The following is an 18982-nucleotide window of genomic DNA, read 5'->3' as shown; positions in this document are numbered from 1 at the left end:
GCGATCAAGCGCTGTCGGCGGATCGCAACGCAACCACCTCGATCGGGTAGACATCGATCGCCGGCTCCTCATAGGGATGCGCAGCGCGGATCGCCTGTAGCACGGCCTTCAGCCGGTCCTCGGCGCAGACGGTCTCGATGCGCTCCTCCTCGACCGTCTCGAGCTGGCCGACCGCGCCGACGGCCGGGTTGGCGCCTGCCAGCGGACGAAACCGGCCCACGCCCTTCGCGGTAAACGAACAGTGGTCGTAATTGCCGATGCGGCCGGCGCCGGCCTCGCCCATCGCGCGGCGCACGGCGTCGCCCGCCGCTTCAGGGACATAGACGACGATCTTGTAGGTCTTCATGCTGGCCTGGATCCGGACGTCGATCACACGGCCGTTACCATCGCGTCGCCGCTGGCGCAATTTTCAGCGGGTCACAACCGGTCACAATCGCGAAAGCGCCGGCGCCGGTGACCAGCCATTCCGAAACACGCCTTGTGCGACGCAGCAAACCCGATACTTATCGGTGATCTCTCCCGCATTCCCAACACCATGGAAGGCCCGCGCCTTGGCTGATACCAGTGCCGACACCATCGAGATCGTCCGACACCGGCCGATGGGCTTCACCGAATTCGTCATCGTGGTCGCGGCGATCATGGCGCTCAATCCGCTGGCGATGGACATGATGCTGCCGGCGCTGCCGAACATCGGCGCCTCGTTCCATATCGACGTCGCCAACCGGCTACAGACGGTGCTGACGGCGTTCGTCATCGGCTTCGGTCTCGGCCAGTTCGTGATCGGCCCGCTGTCCGACAGCTTCGGCCGGCGCCCGGTGCTGATCGGCGGCATGGTGCTGTATGCGGTCGCCAGCCTGTTCGCGATCGCCGCGCCGTCCTTCGAGATGCTGCTGCTGGCGCGCGCGCTGGAAGGTCTCGGCACCGCGGCGACGCGGGTGATCGCGACCTCGATCGTGCGCGACTGCTATGCCGGCCGCCGCATGGCGAGCGTCGTCTCGCTGGCGATGATGGTGTTCATCGCCATTCCCGTGATCGCGCCGTCGTTCGGCCAGGCGGTGATGCTGCTGACGCAGTGGCGCGGCATCTTCGTCGTGCTGACCTTGTACGGCATCGTCACGCTGCTGTGGACCGCCGCACGGCTGCCCGAGACGCTGCCGGAGAGCGAGCGCAAGCCGTTCTCGGTCAAAGAGATCGTCGGGGCCTTCCGCAACACCCTCACCAATCGCCAGACGCTGGGCTATGCGCTCGCGGCGAGCGGCATCTTCGGCGCCGTGCTCGGCTATGTCCTGTCCTCGCAGCAACTGTTCACCGGCGTCTATCATCTCGGCCACTACTTCCCGCTCGCCTTCGCGGCGATCGCGGTGACCATCGCGGTGGCCGGCTTCCTCAACGCCCGCCTCGTCGGGCGGCTCGGCATGCGCATGATCTCGCACGGCGCGCTGGTCGGCAGCGTCGTCATCGCGCTGGCCTGCTTCAGCGCGGCGATCCTCGGCACGCTGCCGCTGTGGCTGTTCATGCTGCTGTCGGCCGGCATGATGTTCTCGTTCGGCCTGATGTTCGCGAACTTCACCGCGCTGGCGATGGAGCCGCAGCGGGCGAATGCCGGCACCGCGTCCTCGCTCTACGGCTCGATCACGACCCTGCTCGGCATGGCCGCCGGCGCCATCGTCGGCCAGGCCTTCGACGGCACCGCGCTGCCCTTCGCCGCGGGCTTCCTGGTCTGCACGTCGAGCGCGCTCGTCATCGTGCTGATCACCGAGAAGGGCCGGCTGTTCCACGGCTCCGGCAAGCCGGTCTGACCGCCGCCGAGGTCCTCAAATGCACGGCCCCTGCCCGCGCTGCGGGCACAGCTTCAGCACGCTCGACAGCGTCAACAGCAGACGCGCGCTGCGCGTCGTGTTGCCCGGCGCGCGATAGCTGAGCGGCGCGGCGACGCCGAGATCGGCGCGCCAGTCGTTCGGGAAGGTAAAGCGCACCCCGGCACCCGCCGAGGTCAGCGCCACTCCGTCGGACGGCCGGAAGCCGTCGTTCCAGGCGAGCCCGGCATCGAAGAAGCTGTAGAGCTGATAGCTCGTGAGATACTGCCAGTTCGGTTTCTGCTCGAAGCGGACCTCGAACGTGCCGGCGACGCCATTGTCGCCGCTGATCTCGGCGCTGCCATAGCCGCGGCCATAGGCGAGGCCGCCGAGATAGAACTGCTGCGAATTGTACAGCGGACCCGAGGCGAGCTGGCCGGCGGCGGCGAGCTTCAGCGACCACGCCTCGGACAAGGTCTGATAGCGCGCGAACCAGCCGTTGAAGACCGAGAAGCTCGGCGAGGCGCCGGCGCGCGAGGCGAGGGGATCGTCGAGCGGCGTCGCCCCGAACGCGTTCAGGCCCTGCCGGTAGGCCAGCGTCAGGTAGCTGTCGCCGCCGACATCATCCTTCCAGCGGTAGTCGGCGGTGAAGGTCAGCGTCCGGATGCGATCGCGATACCAGATGCCGAACAGGTCGCGCTCGGTCACGTCGCTGAAGGCGGCCGCGAGATTCAGTTTCAGCGAGGCGCGCTGCGACTGGATCGGCGCGATACCGCCGCGCAGCTCGAGCGTCTCGGTCACCGTGTTGTCGTTGAACAGCCGTCTCCGGTCGCCCGGCCGGACCTCGCTGTAAAGCGCGGAGGCGCCGACATAGGCGCCGTCGGTGCCGACCGGCACCTCATAGGACAGCCGGCCGAACGCGAGCTGGCGCGGATCTCCCGGCGTCGTCGACAGGTTGGCGGTGAGCGTGTCGCCCGGCAGCAGATAGGAGTTGAAGGCGGCCGTGGCGTAGTTCTGCCAGGGACCGACGGTCGACGAGCCGAGATTGTCGACGCCAGCGAAGCCGTAGACGTGCCAGGTCTGCAGCTCGATCACCAGGCGGAACCGGCCGGTGGTGCCGCCGATCTCCTCCAGCGCGGAATCGACCAGACGGACGCCGCCGCGGCCGTTGATCAGCAGCAACTGCCGCTCCAGTGTCGCGAGCCGGGACGGCTGCTCGGCCAGCACGGGGCCGAGCATCGGCCTGATGCCGAACTCTTCCGCGCCGGCGCCCTTCAAGGTCACCTCGGTGATGCTGCCTTCGATGATCTGGATGCGCACCCGGCCATCATGGATGTCCTGCGGCGGTATGATCGCACGGCTGAGATGGTAGCCGGCGGCGCGGTACTGATCGCTGATCGCGGTCGTGATCGCCGCGAGGTCGGCCTGCGACACCGGCTTGCCGAGATAGGGCTGATAGCTCGCGGCGAGCTGCTCGGCGGGCAGCGCGGACGCCCCCGTCAGCGTGACGCCGCGCATGGTGAACAAGGGCTTGCGATCGCCGCCGCCCTGGGGCGCGAATTGCGGCGCACGCGGCCGCGGCGGCGGCTGCGTCGACCGCGACTGCTGCTCGTCGAAATATCGCTCGGTCTGCCGCGGATCGAAGCCCGGCTGGCCGACCTGCTGCGCATGGGCCGTTGCTGCAAACAGCAACGCCGACAGGGAAATGCCGGCGGCGATCGCGGTTCCGTGCAGCCGTCGCGAGCCGTGCGGTACGGCCGCGAAGTCGCGCCAACCCGCAGTCCTCCCAGTTCCGTCGACACAACCAGCGCGCATGCCTCGTTTTTAGTTTGTTAAGGTCAACGAAGCGTAAATGCGTGAGGAAAACACGGCTGCAACTCCTAAGGGTCTCTTGAAACATTTCGATTAGTTTCAAAAGCCGCCAACGATGCGAGTTCGTGCCATGTCATCCAAGCGCTTCCTGATACCGGGACTGATCGCCGCGTGCCTTTTCGGTGCGATGCCGGCCGCATTCGCGGCCGACGGTGAGCCGTGGCTGGTGAGCAAATCGTCCGGTGAGGTCTGGGTCACCACCCAGGGCGCAGCGCAGGTCTCGCTCGGTCGCGAGGACCCGCTGAAGCCAGGCGATACGATCCGCACCGGGCCGACCGGCCGCGTCCGCCTGACCCGCGGCGCCGAGACGATCGTGATCGCGCCGAACTCCGAGGTCGGCCTGCCCGCCGCGCCCAAGGACGGCATGGCGACGACCATCCTGCAGCGCGCCGGCTCGATCCTGCTCGACGTCGAGAAACGCAACGTCCAGCATTTCGAGGTCGAGACGCCCTATCTCGCCGCCGTGGTCAAGGGCACGCAGTTCAGCGTCACGATCTCAGGCCGCAGCACCAAGGTCGAGGTCAGCCGCGGCCAGGTGCAGGTGTCGGATTTCAAGACCGGCCAGATCGCCCAGGTGATGCCCGGTCAGGCCGCCACCGCCTTTGCGACCGGCCGCGCCGGCCTGAGCCTGTCCGGCGCCGGCACCTTCAGCCCGATCGAGCAGGGCCGCCCGCGCGCCTCCACGATCGATCGTGTTCCGGTGCCGCGCGACGGCCTGCAGGCGCCGCGCGAGGCCAAGGGCAGCGTGATCCACGCGCTGAACGCCGACGGCCCGGCCGCGCGCCCCGGTACAACGGTCGCCGCTCAGCAGCATTCTGCGGCCGCCTTCGGCAGCGCAAAGCCCGGCGTGGTGCGGATCTCGTCATCGATCGGCGAGGTCAACCTGAACATCCAGAAGGCGACACGCGGCCTCGCCCACGGCGCCCACACGCCGGCCGCCGGTGGAGGGCGAAGCACCGCCTGGAATGAAGCGCGCGGCAACAGCGGCAATGCGACTGGCAACTCGGCCACCGCAAGCGGCACGTCGGGAGATTCCTCGATCGCAGCCGCCGTCACCGCGGCGGTCGGTTCGCCAAGCGGATCCGCCAGCGCCAATGCCGCCGGAAATGGCGACGCCGGCAACGGCAACGCCAACGGTGGCAGCCGCGGCGGCAACAATGGCGGCAATGGCAACGGCAACAACGGCCAGGGCAACAGCGGCAACGGTAACAGCGGTAACGGTAACCGCGGTAACGGAAATAGCGGCAACGGTAACGGCAACAGCGGCGACCATGACAATGGCAATCATGGCAACGGCAACGCCCACGCTTACGGCCACAGCAAGAATTAGGGAGTCCCGATCGAGCGTAACGCCTGCGTCATGCGTCGTCATGGGGGAGCGCGGGCTTGCAGGGTTCCATGGCTCTGCGGTCGGAGCGGGATGAAGTTGGGATCACGAACGCGGGCGTCGACGTGGCACGCAGACATTCGGGAGAGGGCATGCTCAGGCGGTTCATGCCGCATATTCTGGTGGTCGTTGCGCTGCTGACGGTCGGCCTGTCGGGCGGCCACGAGTTGTTGAGCAACGCCCTCGTCGACCTGCGCTTACGCCTCGACAATCGCCCCGCCAGCGGCGAGATCGCGGTGGTCGCGATCGACCCGCGCTCGATCGAAGCCATCGGCGTCTGGCCGTGGCCGCGGACCCAGCATGCGCGCCTGCTGGAGCAGTTGCAGCGGGCCGGCGTCCGCGACGTCGCCTTCGACGTGGATTTCAGCACGCCGTCCGACGCGGCCGGCGATCAGGCCTTCCTGACCGCGCTCCAGAATGCCAAGAGCTCGGTCGTGCTGCCGACCTTCAGGCAGCTCGATGCGGCGGGGAAGGACACCGCCATTCACCTCAACCGGCCGCTGCCGCAGTTCGAGCAGCTCGCATGGTCGGCCTTCGTGAACATCGAAGTGGCGCGCGATGGCCGCGTCAGAAGCTACGCTTTCGGCGAATATAGCGAGACCGCCGGCGCGAAAACCTTCCTGCAATCCATGGGTGCGTTCCTCGCCGGCAGCGATGCTGTCAAGGACAGCTCTTTCCTGGTCGACTACGGCATCGATCTGTCGTCGCTGCCGCGGGTGTCGTATGTCGATGTCGTCCGCGGCGACGCGGCGGCGCTGTCCAGGCTCAAGGACAAGCGGGTGATCGTCGGCGCGACCGCCATCGAGCTCGGTGACTACTACAGCGTGCCGAACGGCCGCGTTCTGCCCGGCGTCATGCTGCAGGCGCTGGCGGCCGAGTCCATCATTCAGCACCGCACCCTGCTGTCGACGTCGACGACGGCCGCCGTAGGCGGCCTGCTGCTGATCGTCATCATCATGCTGGCGAGCTGGCGGCACCTCTCGGCGGCGCGGCGCGCACTGCTGATCGCCATGATCAGCGTCCTGATCGAGGCCGTGGCGCTGCTGCTGCACGACCGCTACGCCCTGGTGCTCGACACCTCGCTGCTGCAGATCGCGCTGGTCGCCTATCTCGCTGCCACGGCCCTCGACGAGATCGACTTCCGCGGCCTGCTGCGGCACGTCGCCGAGAGCCGTTTCGAGCGAATCGCGATGTCGATCGGCGACGGGCTGGTCTGTACCGACCGCGACCGGCGCATCACGGTGTGGAATCCGGGAGCTGTCGCGATCTTCGGCTACGGTGCCGACGAGATCATCGGCCAGCCCTTCGCGCGCCTGCGCGCCGACGGCAGCGATACGCATGACCTGTTTCCGCAGCAGGAGGCGGCGCTGCCGGCGACGTTGCTGCCCGGCGGAGCCACGATCGAGTTCGACGGCCGCCGCAAGGACGGCGAGGTGTTTCCGGTCGAGGCGAGCTTCTCCGCCTGGCAGGGCGCCGACGGCCTGCAATATGGCGTGATCCTGCGCGACGTCTCGGTGCGCAAGCGCAAGGCGGAGCGCATTCGTTACCTCGCCGAGCACGACACGCTGACCGGCCTGGTCAACCGCAACACGCTGCAGAGCGAGCTCGCCGCCATGATCGAGACCGCGGATGCCGCGGCCGACCAGGTCGCGCTGCTGGTGATCGGGCTCGATGCCTTCCAGCGCATCAACGACACGCTTGGCCATGCCTACGGCGACAGTGTCTTGCGCGCGGCGGCCGACCGGCTCCGCACCGAGATCGGCGGCATGGGCCGCGTCGCCCGGCTCAGCGGCGACGAGTTCGCCGTCGCCATTCCCTGCTCGGCCGTCGGCGGCACCGTGGCCGAGCTCGCCGATCATCTGTCGCATCTGTTCGAGGCGCCGCTGGACGCGGGCACGCGCCAGCAGCGCGTCAAGGTCACCCTCGGCATCGCGGTGCATCCCGAGGGCGGGCACTCGGCAGACGAGCTGCTCAGCAATGCCCACCTTGCCCTCTGTCGCGCCAAGATGGACCGGCGGGGCAGCCACGTGCTGTTCGAGAGCGCCATCCGCCACGAGCTCGAGCAGAGATTGACGCTGGAGGCCGAGCTTGCGCTCGCCGTCGAGCGGAACGAATTCGAGCTGTTCTACCAGCCGCAAGTGGAGCTGTTGAGCGGCCGCGTGATCGGCGCCGAGGCGCTGATCCGCTGGCGCCACCCGACGCGCGGCCTCGTGCCTCCCGGTGATTTCATTCCGGTCGTCAACACCTCGCATCTGTCCGAGGCGGTCGCGACCTGGGTCATGGCGACCGCCTGCCGGCAGGCGCGGGAGTGGCAGCTCGCCGGCCACGACATCCGCGTCGGCGTCAACCTCTCGCCGTCCCAGTTCCAGTCCGGCGACCTCGCGGCCTTCGTCAGCAAGCTGCTCACGTCGACCGGCCTGTCGCCGCGCCTGCTCGAGCTCGAAGTCACCGAGGACATCCTGCTGCACGACGAACCCGGCGTGCTGCAGACGTTCAACCGGCTGCAGGCGCTCGGCGTCAGCCTGGTGTTCGACGATTTCGGCACCGGCTATGCGAGCCTGAGCTACCTGAAGAAATTCCCGCTCGACGGCCTGAAGATCGACCGCTCCTTCGTGCGCGACGTGCTGACCCAGGCCGACGACGCGGCCATCGTCGGCTCGACGGTCAGCCTGAGCAAGCAGCTCGGGCTGTCCGTGATCGCCGAGGGCATCGAGAACGCGGCGACGGCCGAGTTCCTGCTCCGGCTCGGCTGCGAGCAGGGCCAAGGCTATCACTTCGGCAAGCCGATGCCGGCGGCGGATTTCACGCAGCGGTTCCTGCAGGTGGACGACGAGATGCGCCAAGCCGGCGCGGCGTGAGGCTCAGGTTTCACGCTCGAAGCTAACGCAGGTCAACCGCTCTCTCCGCCGTCATTCCGGGACGCGCGTAGCGCGAGCCCGGAATCCATAGCCACAAGCGGTCGTTGGTGACAACGGCGCGCTGTTGCACGGACCTTGCTCCATCGCAGGCGATCGGGGTTATGGATTCCGGGCTCGCGCCGCGCGCGCCCCGGAATGACGAGAGAGTGCAGGTGCGCCTCGGCTTCTCGCCTCAGCCCGCGCCTTACGCCCTCACCCTTTCTTGCCGCCCTTGGCCTCGCTCTCGAGCGCCTTGCGCACCGCCTTGAACTCCTCGCGCGAGCCGGCATCGACGCGCGGGAAGTGCAGATCCAGGCTTTCCAGCGCTGCGACGATGGTCGAGCCGATGACGACACGGGCGAACCATTTGTGGTCGGCCGGAACGACGTGCCAGGGCGCGTAGGGCGTCGAGGTGTGGCGCACGATGTCCTGATAGACCGCCTGGTAGCGATGCCACTTCGCGCGCTCGGTGATGTCGCCCATCGAGAACTTCCAGTTCTTCGCCGGCTCCTCCAGCCGGTCGAGGAAGCGCGCGCGCTGCTCCTCCTTGGAGATGTTGAGGAAGAACTTCAGGATCACGGTGCCGTTGCGCGACAAGTAACGCTCGAAGGCGCAGATGTCCTCGAAGCGCTCGCGCCAGATGTTCTTGGTGACCAGCCTCGGCGGCAGCTTCTCGGCCTTGAGGATCTCCGGATGCACCCGCGTGACCAGGCATTCCTCGTAGTAGGAACGGTTGAAGATGCCGATGCGGCCGCGCTCGGGGAGCGCGATGGCGCTGCGCCACATGAAGTCGTGGTCCAGCTCCTTGGAGGTCGGCTGCTTGAACGAGGTGACCTCGCAGCCCTGCGGATTGACGCCCTCGAAGATGCTCTTGATCGCGCTGTCCTTGCCGGAGGCGTCCATGCCCTGCAGCAGCACCAGCACCGACCAGCGGTCCTGTGCATAAAGCCTTTCCTGAAAATCGGCGAGCCGCGTCCGATTCTGCTCGATGATCGCCTCGCCCTCCTCCTTGGCGAGGCCGCCCTTGACCTTGGTCTTGTGCGATTTGAGATGAAACTTGTGCCCGCCATCGATCCGGAACGGCGAGATGAAACCATCGAGCTCATCGGCCAGCGTGCGCGGTTTCCTGCTCATGAGGACGGCTCTCCGGGGCTGAATTGCGTTTCGAGGAAGGCGGTCACGAAGCGCGGCATCGCCGCAGTCAGATCATTCCGGCTTCGAACCAGCCGTATCGAGCAGAGTTCCGGCTCGTCCTGAGCCGCGAGATTGGCCTCGATGCGGCGCTGCAGAGCCTCGCCCATGTCAGAGGCGTCGAGCACGCGCATCAGCGCGATCGACGCGCCGGTCACGACACAGTCCCAATGCGCCGCGGCCTGATAGTCCGATGGCGCGAGTCCCGTCTCCTCCTCGACCTCGCGCGCGACGTTGGCGGCGAGATCGAGCACGCCGTCGCTGACGTCGGCGAGATCCGGCGTGCCGGCGGGAAAATACAGCCGGCCGGCATTGGCGGTATGCGCGCCCATCTCGCCGAGCACGAAGGCGCCGTCGGCGGCACGCAGCGCGCCCATGCCGAAGCCGTTGAAGGCGGTGCGATCCGGAAAGCCCCAGTCGCGCCACGCCAGCAGGCTGGCGAAATCGGTCTCGAAATAGCTCGCGGTGAACCGGCTATCCGCGAAGCGCGGGTTGCGCCCGAGCAGCACGCGGCCGTTCCACAGCCCCGGCCTGGCGCGCTGGCATTCGGCGAAATGCGCCGCGATGTCGTCGCGGCGCTGTTTCGCGAACGGCCAGTCCCACGGCTCGACCTTGAGGTCGAGCGTGGTGACGCGGTGGATGACGACGTCCGTCATCCGCTATTTCGCCCCCTTCGCCTGCTCAACGAACTTGTTGGTGAAGGTCTTGCTGACGTCGACATTGGCCTTGGCGACATCGGGCGAGCCGGTGCTGAACACGGCGAGCACGGCGTCGGCGCCCTTCGGATCCATCTTGCCGGTCTGCGAGTACATCGGGATGGTGTTCTTGAGCGCCGCGAGATACAGCGCCTTGTCCTTGCCGACGAGTTCCTCCGGCATCTTCGCCATGATTTCCTCCGGAGTGTGCGAATGGATCCAGCCCAGCGTCGCCACGATGGCGTTGGTCAGCGCCTGCGTCTCCTTGTCATGGCCGGCGATCCAGGCCGCGGTCGAATACAGCGCGCCGCCGGGATACTCGCCGCCGAACACCTCCAGCGTGTCGTGCTGGGTGCGGGTATCGCTGAGGATCTTGAGGTCCGGATGCTTGCCCTGCAGCACGGTGACCGAGGGATCGAGCATGACGGCCGCATCGATCTGGCCCTGCTCCATCGCGGCCACCGCGGTGGCGCCGAGACCGACGCCGATCACCGCGGTGCCCGACGGATCGAGACCGTTCTTCTTCAGCATGTACTTCAGGAAGAAGTCGGTCGAGGAGCCCGGCGCGCTGACGCCGACCTTCTTGCCGGCGAGATCCTTGACCGAGCTGATCTCCTTGTTGTGCGACGGCGCCACCACCAGCACGAGACCGGGATAGCGGTCGTAGACGACGAAGGACTGCATCTCCTGCTTCTTGGCCGCGAGATTGACGCAGTGATCGAAATAGCCGGAGACGACGTCGGCGCTGCCGCCCAGCACGGCCTTCAGCGCATCCGAGCCGCCCTTGAGGTCGACCAGCTCGACCTCGAGCCCGGCCTTCTCGTATTCGCCGAGCTGCTTGGCCAGCACGGTCGGCAGATAGCACAGGCAGGCGCCGCCCCCGATTGCGATCGTGACCTTGGTGGCCGCGCTGGCGAGACCAGTGCTCAACGTCAGCGCCAGCAGCGCGCCGGTGACCCGGCCGATGATCTTGTTCATGTGTTTCCTCCGTTCATGTTGTCGATCAGATTAGGACGGCGCGGTGCGAAGAGAAAGGCCGCCACGCCCTCGCTGTCGTTCCTGCCTCGTGCGCAATTGCGCACGCGGCGCAGGAACCCATACCGAGTGATGTCTCGGTCAAGCGTGATGTCTCGGTCAAGAAAGACCGGTCGTCCCGCGTGCCACAAACGACGTCCTGTGGTTATGGGTCCCCGCATTCGCGGGGACGACAGCGGTGGGCGTGGAAGCACCGCGGCACTCACCGTCCATCCGCCGCATCCGGGCGCCACACCAGCAGCCGCCGCTCCACAAGCGTGACGCAGATGTCGATCAGGATGACGAATGCCGACAGCACGAACATGCCGGCGAAGACGCCGGCGACGTCGAAGATGCCTTCGGCCTGCTGGATCAGATAGCCAAGGCCGGCCGCGGAGCCGAGATATTCGCCGACGACAGCGCCGACGACGGCGAAGCCGACCGACGTGTGCAGCGACGAGAACATCCACGACAGCGCCGACGGCCAATAGACGTGGCGCATCAGTTGCCGCTCGCTCATGCCGAGCATGCGGGCGTTGTCGCGCACCACGGTCGAGACCTCCTTCACGCCCTGATAGACGTTGAAGAACACGATGAAGAACACCAAGGTCACGCCAAGCGCGACCTTGGACCAGATGCCGAGCCCCAGCCACAGCGTGAAGATCGGCGCAAGCACCACGCGCGGCAGCGCATTGGCCATCTTGACGTAGGGATCGAACACGGCGGCAACCAGCGGCTTGCGCGCGAACCAGAAGCCGACCAGCACGCCGCCGAGCGAGCCGATCGCGAACGCCAGGATCGACTCCCACAAGGTGATCGCGAGGTGCTTCCAGATGGCCCCGGTGGCGAACCATTTGATCACCTGCGCGAACACGTCGACCGGATTGGAGAAGAAGAACGGCGGAAGCCAGATGCGCCCGAACACGGGCACGCTGGCGAGCAGTTGCCACAGCGCAATCGCGACGACCGCGACCAGCAATTGCAGCGCGAGCAGACCGAGACGCGACATTACGCTACTCCGCGCCCGTGGTGACAGAGACAAAGCGCGAGCCGCGCACGCCGCTCCGCTCCCTCTCCCCTTGTAGGGGAGGGCTGGGGAAGGGGGTACTCCAACCAACAGTCTTTCCGGGGTACCCCCCTCCCCGACCCACAAGGGGGAAGGGAGTGCACTGTCCAAGTGGAAACAGCGAGGCTTTCATGATCGAACGAGTCACTGCTCCCATCACACCGCCTCCGCCTGCTTGTAGGTCTTCTCGACCTCCGCCTTCAGCGTCTGCCAGATCTCGCGATGCAGCTCGTGGAACTCGTGCTTCATGCGCACCTCGAAGATGTCGCGCGGACGCGGCAGGGTCACGCGCCAGTCGCCGATGATGCGCGAGGCCGGGCCGGCCGACATGATGACGACGCGGTCGGCGAGCGCGATCGCCTCCTCGAGATCGTGGGTCACGAACAGCACCGCCTTGCGGTCGGCATTCCAGAGATCGAGCAGCAGATTGCCCATGATCTGCCGCGTCTGCGCGTCCAGTGGCCCGAACGGCTCGTCCATCAGGATGATGCGCGGATTGCGGATCAGCACCTGGGCAAGCCCCACGCGCTTGCGCTGGCCGCCCGACAGCATGTGCGGATAGCGGTTGCCGAATGCGCCGAGGCCGACCGAGGTCAGCCATTGCTGCGCCTTGGCGGCCGCGTCCTTCGACGGCGTGCCCGCGACCTCGAGCCCGATCGCGACGTTCTCCAGCGCGGTCTTCCATGGGAACAGCGCGTCGGCCTGAAACAGGTAGCCGGCGTCGCGATTGAGGCCGGCCAGAGGCTGGCCGAAGATGCGCACATGGCCGGCGGCCGGCTTCAGCAGCCCAGCCGCCACGTTGAGAAGGGTGGATTTGCCGCAGCCGGTCGGCCCGACGATGGCGACGAACTCGCCATCGGCGACGCTGAGATCCGCCGTCTCGACGGCGGTGTAGGTGCGTCCGCCGGCGAGACGGAATGCCACCGTCGTTCGCTCCAGCGCGACCGCGGCGGCGGTGGGCATCGTCACGTCCAAGTTCCTCCCCCGAGAATGGCCGGGACGGCTTAGCCGCTTGCGCGGCGAAGTTCAACGCGGCGGCCGGACGTGCTAGGTCGTCTGACTGAGCCCAAGGCCAACCTTAAGGCCAACCTTAAGGCCAACATTCCGCAAGGCCGCATGCCGCGCACGCCGTTCATCGTCTACACCAACGTCCGCAAGAGTTTCCCCGGCCCGGCAGGCGCCGTGACCGCGGTCGACGGCGTCTCGCTGGAGATCGCCGAGGGTGAGTTCCTGGCGATCGTGGGCGGCTCCGGCTCGGGCAAGACCACATTGCTGCGGCTCACCAACCGCCTGATCGAGCTGGACGGCGGCGCGATCCGGATTGCTGGCGACGATATCGCCGGCCTCGATCCTGTCAGCCTGCGTCGCCGGGTTGGCACCGTGTTCCAGAACGGGGCGCTGTTTCCGCACATGACGGTTGCCGCCAATATCGGCATCACCCCCAGGCTGCTGGGTACGCCCGCGAACGAGATCGCCGCCCGTGTCGACGAGCTGCTCGACCTCGTGCGGCTCGACCGCAGGGCGCATCGCGACCGGCTGCCGCACGAGCTCTCGGGCGGCCAGCGCCAGCGCGTCGGCGTCGCCCGCGCGCTCGCGGCGCGGCCGAAGATCGTGCTGATGGACGAGCCGTTCGGCGCGCTCGATCCGCTGACGCGTGATGCGCTCGGCAGCGACTACCGCGCCCTGCATGAGCAGTTCGCGCTGACCACGATCATGATCACGCACGACATCACCGAGGCGCTGCTGCTCGCCGACCGCATCGCGGTGATGCGCGGCGGACGCCTGATCGAGATCGGCACGCCGGCCGAGCTCGCGGCCAGCCGTGAACCCTACGTGACGGAGCTGATGACGACGCCGCGCCGGCAGGCGGCGCGGCTGGCCGCGCTGCTGCCCGAAAGCGGCACAGCATGAGCGCACTGTCCGATCCACGCTTCACCGAGGCGCTGTCGCATCTCACGGATTATCTCGGCAGCCATCTGCGCGTGAGCCTCGCCGCGCTGGCGCTCGGCCTTGCCGTGAGCTTTCCGCTGGCGCTGCTCGCACGCAATCGCCCTGCCCTGCGCAATCTGCTGCTCGGCGTCGCCAGCGTGGTGCAGACGGTGCCGGGACTGGCGCTGCTGGCGCTGTTCTATCCGCTGCTCCTGGCGCTGACGGCACTCACCTTGCGCTGGTTCGGGCTCTCGTTCTCGGCCTTCGGCTTCCTGCCGGCCATGCTGGCGCTGGCGCTGTATTCGATGCTGCCGGTGCTGCGCAACACCATCACCGGGCTGAACGGCGTCGACGCAAGCCTGATCGAGGCCGCCAAAGGCGTCGGGATGACCGAGCGCCAGGCGCTGACGATGGTGGAGCTGCCGCTGGCGCTGCCGGTGATCATGGCCGGCATCCGCACCGCTGCGGTGTGGGTGATCGGCACCGCGACCTTGTCGACGCCGATCGGCCAGACCTCGCTCGGCAACTACATCTTTGCAGGTTTGCAGACCCAGAACTGGGTGCTGGTCGTGTTCGGCTGCATTGCCGCCGCCGTGCTGGCGCTTGCCATCGATCAGTTGCTGGCGCTGATCGAGGATGGCCTGCGCAGGCGCAGCCGTGCCCGTGTCGGGCTTGGCACCGCAACCATCGCGCTCATGGTCGGCGCGAGTCTCCTGCCCTCGCTGGCCGGCGGCTCGGCACGCTACGTGATCGGCGCCAAGACCTTTACCGAGCAATATGTGCTGTCGGCCTTGATCAGCGAGCGGCTGCAGGCAGCCGGTCTCTCGGCGACGACACGTGCCGGGCTTGGCTCCAGCGTGATCTATGAGGCACTGAAGAACGGCGACATCGACGCCTATGTCGATTACTCCGGCACGCTGTGGACCAACCAGTTCCACCACAAGGAGCAGTTGCCGCGCGCCGCGCTGCTCGATGCACTGAAGCAGGATCTCGCCAAGGACAAGGTCACCCTGCTCGGCGAGCTCGGCTTCGAGAATGCCTACGCGCTGGTGATGCCGCGCAAGACGGCCGAGGCGCTCGGCATCCGCTCGATCGCCGACCTCGCACGCCACGCCAGCGACATGTCGATCGCCGGCGACTACGAGTTCTTCTCGCGCCCGGAATGGGCGGCCTTGCGCGACGCCTATGGCCTCGCCTTCCGCGCCCAGCGCCAGATGCAGCCCGACTTCATGTATGCCGCGGCCGCCTCCGGCGAGGTCGACGTCATCGCCGGCTACACCAGCGACGGCCTGATCGCGAAATATGATCTCGTCGTGCTCGACGATCCCAAGCAGGCGATCCCGCCTTACGACGCAATCCTGCTGCTGTCGCCGAAGCGTGCCGAGGACAACGCGTTGCAGGATGCGTTACGACCGCTGCTCGGCCGCATCGACATCGCGACCATGCAGCAGGCCAATCTGCGCGCCTCCGGCAGTGACGCGGAGTCCTCGCCGCAGGCGGTGGCGCGCTGGCTGTGGAGCAAGACGTCGAAGTAAGCCCTGCCTTTGCGGTACGTCATTGCGAGGCGCGTAGCGCCGAAGCAATCCAGAGTCCCTGCGGAGCCTCGGATTGCTTCGCTTCGCTCGCAATGGCGGCGGTGGTTGGCGCAACGACCGCCGCACCAATCAGCTGGGCACGCTTACATCCCCGGCTCGATCGGCTTCTCCACCGCGCCGCCATTGTCGGCCCAGTCCTTGAAGCCGCCCACGTTGAACACCTTGTCGTAGCCGAGGTCTTTCAGCGCCTTGCCCGCCAGCGCGGCACGGCCGCCGGAGGCGCAATACAGGATCACGGTCTTGTCCTTGCTGAAAATCTTGTCGTGATAGGGCGAGTCCGGATCAGCGCGGAATTCGAGCATGCCGCGCGAGACGTGGTGGGCGCCTTCGATCTTGCCGCTCTTCTCGATCTCCGGCGCATCGCGCACGTCGAGGACGAGCGTGTTGCCCTTGGCGATCATCGCCTGCGCCTCAGCCGGCGCGATCTTGGGGACCACCGCGTTGGCGGCGGCCATCAGTTCCTTGACGGATGTGGACATGTCGAACCTCTCGCTTACACGGATAGCACGGGGTAGCCCAACGCGGCCGTCCCGACAATCCTCCCATGGAATGACGGATCGATCGCAATCCCGTGAAGCCACCGACCCGTCGCGGGCGGTGAGAGTCTAGAGCCCCCGGATCAGCTCGGCGTCGATCAGCATGCGGTTGAACCGGCGCGCCTCGGCGCCGTCGCCGCAGGCGTAGAACACGCCCTTGCAGCGGAGCATGATGTCCTTCTGCTCGGCGAAGGACGGATCGAGCGGAATGCCGGCCGCCTCCAAGGTGACCAGCGGCAGATAGGCGGCGTCGATCCGGTCCATCACGACCGCGCTCTGGCGCGGCTCGAAATTGACGGCATCGACGGCGTAATAGGTCTGATAATAGCGTGGATCGTAGCTTTCGAGCTTCTCGCCGATGCCGGCCTCGTCGAGCTTGGGATCGAGAATGTGCGGCGAGAACTCCGGCTGGTGATCGCCGTAGCGCACGATCAGGAACGGCTGGTCGCCGAAGCGCTTCTTCAGGCTGGCGAGGAAACGCTGATAGTCCGTCGCGCTCATCGCCTGCCGCCGCAGATACTCATCGATCGAAGGCAGATTGCCCGGCGCTCGCCAGGACGGCGTCAGGTCGGGCCGGAACGTCGTCTCCCACGGGAAATGGTTGGCGGCGAGATAGACGAACATGAACAGCGGCTTTCCGCGCGGCCGGTGCTGCATCAGATCGAGCGCGGCATCGTAGAAGAAGCCGTCGGGCTCGACGCCCTTGGCGCCGAGATCGCGCGCGTCGAGGAAGCGGTCGACGCCGACCGTGGTCTGGAAGCTGCGCGCGCTCATGAAGGCGCCCTGCGCGGGATAGAGCGACACCGTGTCGTAGCCGCAATTGCGCAGCGCCAGCGGCAGGCCGCGCTCGACCCGGCCGGACGCGATCCGGGTCACGAAATAGGCGAAGCGGCCGAACGAGCGCGACGACAGGCCGGCGAGCACGTTGTACTCGGTGAACCAGCTCGGTCCGCCATTGCTCTCGGCCATGAACTGCCGCGCCTTGCCGTCGAACGACTTGAAATGGCTGCCATAGCCCGCTGGTACCTTGATGCCTGGCGCCGAGCGGATGTCGAAGCTGGATTCGTCGTGGATCAGCACGATGTTCGGCCGGCGCGCGGCCGGATGACAGGAATCCGGGACGAAGGCAGCCAGACTTCGATCAGCCGTGCCGTCGGATTCCATGAAGCCGTTGGCGAGGAAGTCCGACACCGCCGTGACGCCGGAGCGGGCGAATTTCGACAGATAGCCGTCGTCATAATAGCCGCGCCAGGCCTCGTCGCGCCAGTTGAGCGAATACAGCGTGAGCGCCGCGAGGCAGGCGAGCTTGCCGGCGAGCGCCGGCAGCCGCGCGATCCGGAACGGATCCGCCCACCACAGCAGCCCCATCAGCGGCAGCACGACGGCGGCCGCCACCAGCACCGACAGCTTCAGGTTCGGGAAGATCGTGAACAGGAACGCCGCGCTGTCGTGGTCGATCAGCATCACGTCGACGAAGTTCGCCGTCATCTGGACCACGGCGTGCTTGAGCTGCGACAGCAGCACCAGCACCACGACCATGGTCAGCGCCAACGCGCCGGACACCGCGGGCCGCCGCAGCAGCACCAGCCAGAAGCAGTTCAGGATGCCCCAGGCCAGCACGAAGCCGAGCCGCGAGCCGAAATCGGTCTCGGTGTGCAGCATCAGGGCCAGCGCCGCGACATGCGGCGCGGCGACGGCGGACAGCCGGACCGCCGCGGAGCGCGTTGCGCTCGCCGCGGCGAGCGTGGTGATCGGTTGGTCGTTCGGGGTCAGTGACATCAGGCGATCGAAAGCAGGCGCCCTTCGTCGGCGCATGCCGACAGATCAAGGAAGGCTATCCTGTCATCCGACCGTAATGAAATCGTCACAAATCACAACAGCCCGGATTTGCACGGAGGGCGACGTGTCGTCTCGCGCCGCGACGAGAGGTGGCATCACTGCCGTCCTCGCGTACCGATCCTCGCCCTTTTTCAATTCTGGGTAACGGTCTCGAGCAGCCGCTCGCGCACCAGACGCACCGCGCCGCGGCTCCAGGAATAATTGGCGCCGAGGCGCAATCCGCTGTCACCGGCGGCGACGAGCGCGCCACTGTCGGCCTGGCGGACACGAAAGCCGATGATGTATTCGGTGCGGCCGATCCGCCGGACGATGCCGAGCAGCGATTGCTGGGCGCCGACGGCGCGGGCCGCCCTCGCTTCGCAATCGTCGCACTCACGCACCGGCTGCCCCAGCTTGATCTCGCCGGCCGCGTCCACCAGGCGATAGCGCCCGGACTGCGCCAGCAACTGCCGCACCGCGTCGGTCGCCTCCCGCAGCCCCTTCTGGTCGGATTCGGTCTCGCCGAGCGCGGCGCCCGCGCTGGTGTCGTCGAGCTCGAACGGCAGCAGCGCCAGCCGGATCGGCTCCGGCGGCGCCAGTGCGTCACGGACCTGGCGCGAGACGAACATCTCGGCGCGCTGCCAAGCCTCGTCACTGTCGCCGCGGAAGGTGAAGATCTTGTCGAACAGGACCCGATGGGAGGCGACGTCGATGGCCGATGCGCGCGCCCACTGCACCAGGGTGGAGAGCTTCTGGACTCCACCGGTGATCACGACGGTGGCGCCGGCCGCGGCCGCCATCTGCAGCCGGGCCTCCGGGGACGCATCGGTCGGACAGGACGGTGCGCAGGACGGGCTGACCGGCCGCAGCCGCGCGTCGGCGGCGACGTCGCGGCGGAGCGCGGCGATGAACGCATCCAGCCGCCGCTGATGCGCTGCGGTCTGATCGACCGGCTCGCCAGACGTGTCGAGATAGCTGAAATCGTCGACCAGCACGGCCGGGACATCGGCGGAGGCGGCGCGGACCGGGCCGGCCGCGAAGGCAAGCGCGAGAACGAGACAACGGACGACGCGACGGTTCGACATGGGATCCCCCTGCAACGATGTCTGGCGGTCGGAAGCTAGACGCCGCCGTGCCATCGCCGCAGCGGCCACGGTCCCGGCGAGGCACGGGAAAAATTCACGAC

The 18982-nt window shown here is 67.3% G+C and carries 15 protein-coding genes; 5 read left to right on the top strand and 10 right to left on the bottom strand.

Annotation, left to right across the window (positions count from 1 at the left end):
- Positions 1-4 precede the first annotated feature (4 nt).
- Positions 5-346 carry a YqfO family protein gene (locus ACQR1E_RS17930; RefSeq protein ID WP_315713316.1) on the bottom strand — a complete coding sequence of 114 codons (342 nt, stop codon included), beginning with the start codon at positions 344-346 and terminating at the stop codon, positions 5-7.
- Between the two features lie 205 nt (positions 347-551).
- On the opposite strand from ACQR1E_RS17930, the gene ACQR1E_RS17925 reads away from it, so the two are divergent.
- The gene (locus tag ACQR1E_RS17925; protein ID WP_434897358.1) at positions 552-1799 is read left to right on the top strand and encodes a multidrug effflux MFS transporter; all 1248 of its coding nucleotides are present in this window, start codon (positions 552-554) and stop codon (positions 1797-1799) included.
- Positions 1800-1814: 15 nt separating this feature from the next.
- Here the strand turns inward: ACQR1E_RS17925 and ACQR1E_RS17920 are convergent, their stop codons facing one another.
- Positions 1815-3611 carry a ShlB/FhaC/HecB family hemolysin secretion/activation protein gene (locus tag ACQR1E_RS17920; RefSeq protein ID WP_316169781.1) on the bottom strand — a complete coding sequence of 599 codons (1797 nt, stop codon included), beginning with the start codon at positions 3609-3611 and terminating at the stop codon, positions 1815-1817.
- Positions 3612-3738: 127 nt separating this feature from the next.
- Between ACQR1E_RS17920 and ACQR1E_RS17915 the strand changes: the two genes are divergently transcribed.
- Positions 3739-4998 (top strand): FecR family protein, encoded by a 1260-nt coding sequence (locus ACQR1E_RS17915; RefSeq protein ID WP_316169782.1) that lies wholly within the window; start codon positions 3739-3741, stop codon positions 4996-4998.
- A gap of 149 nt (positions 4999-5147) precedes the next feature.
- Positions 5148-7913, top strand: a complete 2766-nt coding sequence (locus tag ACQR1E_RS17910) for an EAL domain-containing protein (protein WP_316165998.1) — start codon at positions 5148-5150, stop codon at positions 7911-7913.
- A 252-nt stretch (positions 7914-8165) separates the two neighbouring features.
- On the opposite strand, the gene ACQR1E_RS17905 is transcribed toward ACQR1E_RS17910, so the two are convergent.
- The 5 genes from ACQR1E_RS17905 to ACQR1E_RS17885 form a co-directional block, all read right to left on the bottom strand.
- On the bottom strand, positions 8166-9086 hold the full coding sequence (locus ACQR1E_RS17905; protein ID WP_434897357.1) for a polyphosphate kinase 2 family protein: 921 nt from the start codon (positions 9084-9086) through the stop codon (positions 8166-8168).
- Positions 9083-9799, bottom strand: coding sequence for an NUDIX hydrolase (locus tag ACQR1E_RS17900; RefSeq protein WP_315713325.1), 717 nt, complete (start codon positions 9797-9799; stop codon positions 9083-9085). The genes ACQR1E_RS17905 and ACQR1E_RS17900 overlap by 4 nt, the downstream gene beginning before the upstream one ends.
- 3 nt (positions 9800-9802) lie before the next feature.
- Positions 9803-10816 carry an ABC transporter substrate-binding protein gene (locus ACQR1E_RS17895; protein WP_315769076.1) on the bottom strand — a complete coding sequence of 338 codons (1014 nt, stop codon included), beginning with the start codon at positions 10814-10816 and terminating at the stop codon, positions 9803-9805.
- 259 nt (positions 10817-11075) lie between these two features.
- Positions 11076-11861 (bottom strand): ABC transporter permease, encoded by a 786-nt coding sequence (locus tag ACQR1E_RS17890; protein WP_434843118.1) that lies wholly within the window; start codon positions 11859-11861, stop codon positions 11076-11078.
- A 213-nt stretch (positions 11862-12074) separates the two neighbouring features.
- Positions 12075-12881: an ABC transporter ATP-binding protein gene (locus tag ACQR1E_RS17885; protein WP_409997663.1), complete on the bottom strand. Its 807-nt coding sequence runs from the start codon at positions 12879-12881 to the stop codon at positions 12075-12077.
- A gap of 153 nt (positions 12882-13034) precedes the next feature.
- Between ACQR1E_RS17885 and ACQR1E_RS17880 the strand changes: the two genes are divergently transcribed.
- Both ACQR1E_RS17880 and ACQR1E_RS17875 read left to right on the top strand, forming a co-directional pair.
- Entirely contained in the window at positions 13035-13829 is a 795-nt protein-coding gene (locus tag ACQR1E_RS17880; RefSeq protein ID WP_434897397.1) for an ATP-binding cassette domain-containing protein, read from the top strand.
- Positions 13826-15382, top strand: a complete 1557-nt coding sequence (locus tag ACQR1E_RS17875) for a glycine betaine ABC transporter substrate-binding protein (protein ID WP_434897356.1) — start codon at positions 13826-13828, stop codon at positions 15380-15382. Before ACQR1E_RS17880 ends, ACQR1E_RS17875 begins: the two co-directional genes overlap by 4 nt.
- 143 nt (positions 15383-15525) lie before the next feature.
- Here ACQR1E_RS17875 and ACQR1E_RS17870 read toward each other — a convergent pair whose 3' ends face one another.
- From ACQR1E_RS17870 to ACQR1E_RS17860, 3 genes are all read right to left on the bottom strand, one after another.
- A complete protein-coding gene (locus tag ACQR1E_RS17870; RefSeq protein WP_316235324.1) occupies positions 15526-15921 on the bottom strand; it encodes a rhodanese-like domain-containing protein in 396 nt (131 codons plus the stop codon).
- A 126-nt stretch (positions 15922-16047) separates the two neighbouring features.
- The gene (locus tag ACQR1E_RS17865; protein ID WP_315713333.1) at positions 16048-17757 is read right to left on the bottom strand and encodes a sulfatase-like hydrolase/transferase; all 1710 of its coding nucleotides are present in this window, start codon (positions 17755-17757) and stop codon (positions 16048-16050) included.
- 191 nt (positions 17758-17948) lie between these two features.
- On the bottom strand, positions 17949-18881 hold the full coding sequence (locus tag ACQR1E_RS17860; RefSeq protein WP_315825235.1) for a DUF2380 domain-containing protein: 933 nt from the start codon (positions 18879-18881) through the stop codon (positions 17949-17951).
- Positions 18882-18982 lie beyond the last annotated feature (101 nt).

Source organism: Bradyrhizobium sp. HKCCYLRH1030 (genome assembly GCF_051168395.1).
Taxonomy (GTDB): domain Bacteria; phylum Pseudomonadota; class Alphaproteobacteria; order Rhizobiales; family Xanthobacteraceae; genus Bradyrhizobium.
This window is presented reverse-complemented; position numbering and strand designations above follow the sequence as displayed.

Excerpts from the sequence above, each read along its gene's own strand:
- ACQR1E_RS17890 (WP_434843118.1), bottom strand. The coding sequence starts at position 11,861 with ATGTCGCGTCTCGGTCTGCTCGCGCTGCAATTGCTGGTCGCGGTCGTC.
- ACQR1E_RS17915 (WP_316169782.1), top strand. The coding sequence starts at position 3,739 with ATGTCATCCAAGCGCTTCCTGATACCGGGACTGATCGCCGCGTGCCTT.
- ACQR1E_RS17875 (WP_434897356.1), top strand. The coding sequence starts at position 13,826 with ATGAGCGCACTGTCCGATCCACGCTTCACCGAGGCGCTGTCGCATCTC.
- ACQR1E_RS17880 (WP_434897397.1), top strand. The coding sequence starts at position 13,035 with ATGCCGCGCACGCCGTTCATCGTCTACACCAACGTCCGCAAGAGTTTC.
- ACQR1E_RS17865 (WP_315713333.1), bottom strand. The coding sequence starts at position 17,757 with ATGTCACTGACCCCGAACGACCAACCGATCACCACGCTCGCCGCGGCG.
- ACQR1E_RS17905 (WP_434897357.1), bottom strand. The coding sequence starts at position 9,086 with ATGAGCAGGAAACCGCGCACGCTGGCCGATGAGCTCGATGGTTTCATC.
- ACQR1E_RS17860 (WP_315825235.1), bottom strand. The coding sequence starts at position 18,881 with ATGTCGAACCGTCGCGTCGTCCGTTGTCTCGTTCTCGCGCTTGCCTTC.
- ACQR1E_RS17885 (WP_409997663.1), bottom strand. The coding sequence starts at position 12,881 with ATGCCCACCGCCGCCGCGGTCGCGCTGGAGCGAACGACGGTGGCATTC.
- ACQR1E_RS17870 (WP_316235324.1), bottom strand. The coding sequence starts at position 15,921 with ATGTCCACATCCGTCAAGGAACTGATGGCCGCCGCCAACGCGGTGGTC.
- ACQR1E_RS17895 (WP_315769076.1), bottom strand. The coding sequence starts at position 10,816 with ATGAACAAGATCATCGGCCGGGTCACCGGCGCGCTGCTGGCGCTGACG.
- ACQR1E_RS17930 (WP_315713316.1), bottom strand. The coding sequence starts at position 346 with ATGAAGACCTACAAGATCGTCGTCTATGTCCCTGAAGCGGCGGGCGAC.
- ACQR1E_RS17910 (WP_316165998.1), top strand. The coding sequence starts at position 5,148 with ATGCTCAGGCGGTTCATGCCGCATATTCTGGTGGTCGTTGCGCTGCTG.
- ACQR1E_RS17900 (WP_315713325.1), bottom strand. The coding sequence starts at position 9,799 with ATGACGGACGTCGTCATCCACCGCGTCACCACGCTCGACCTCAAGGTC.
- ACQR1E_RS17920 (WP_316169781.1), bottom strand. The coding sequence starts at position 3,611 with ATGCGCGCTGGTTGTGTCGACGGAACTGGGAGGACTGCGGGTTGGCGC.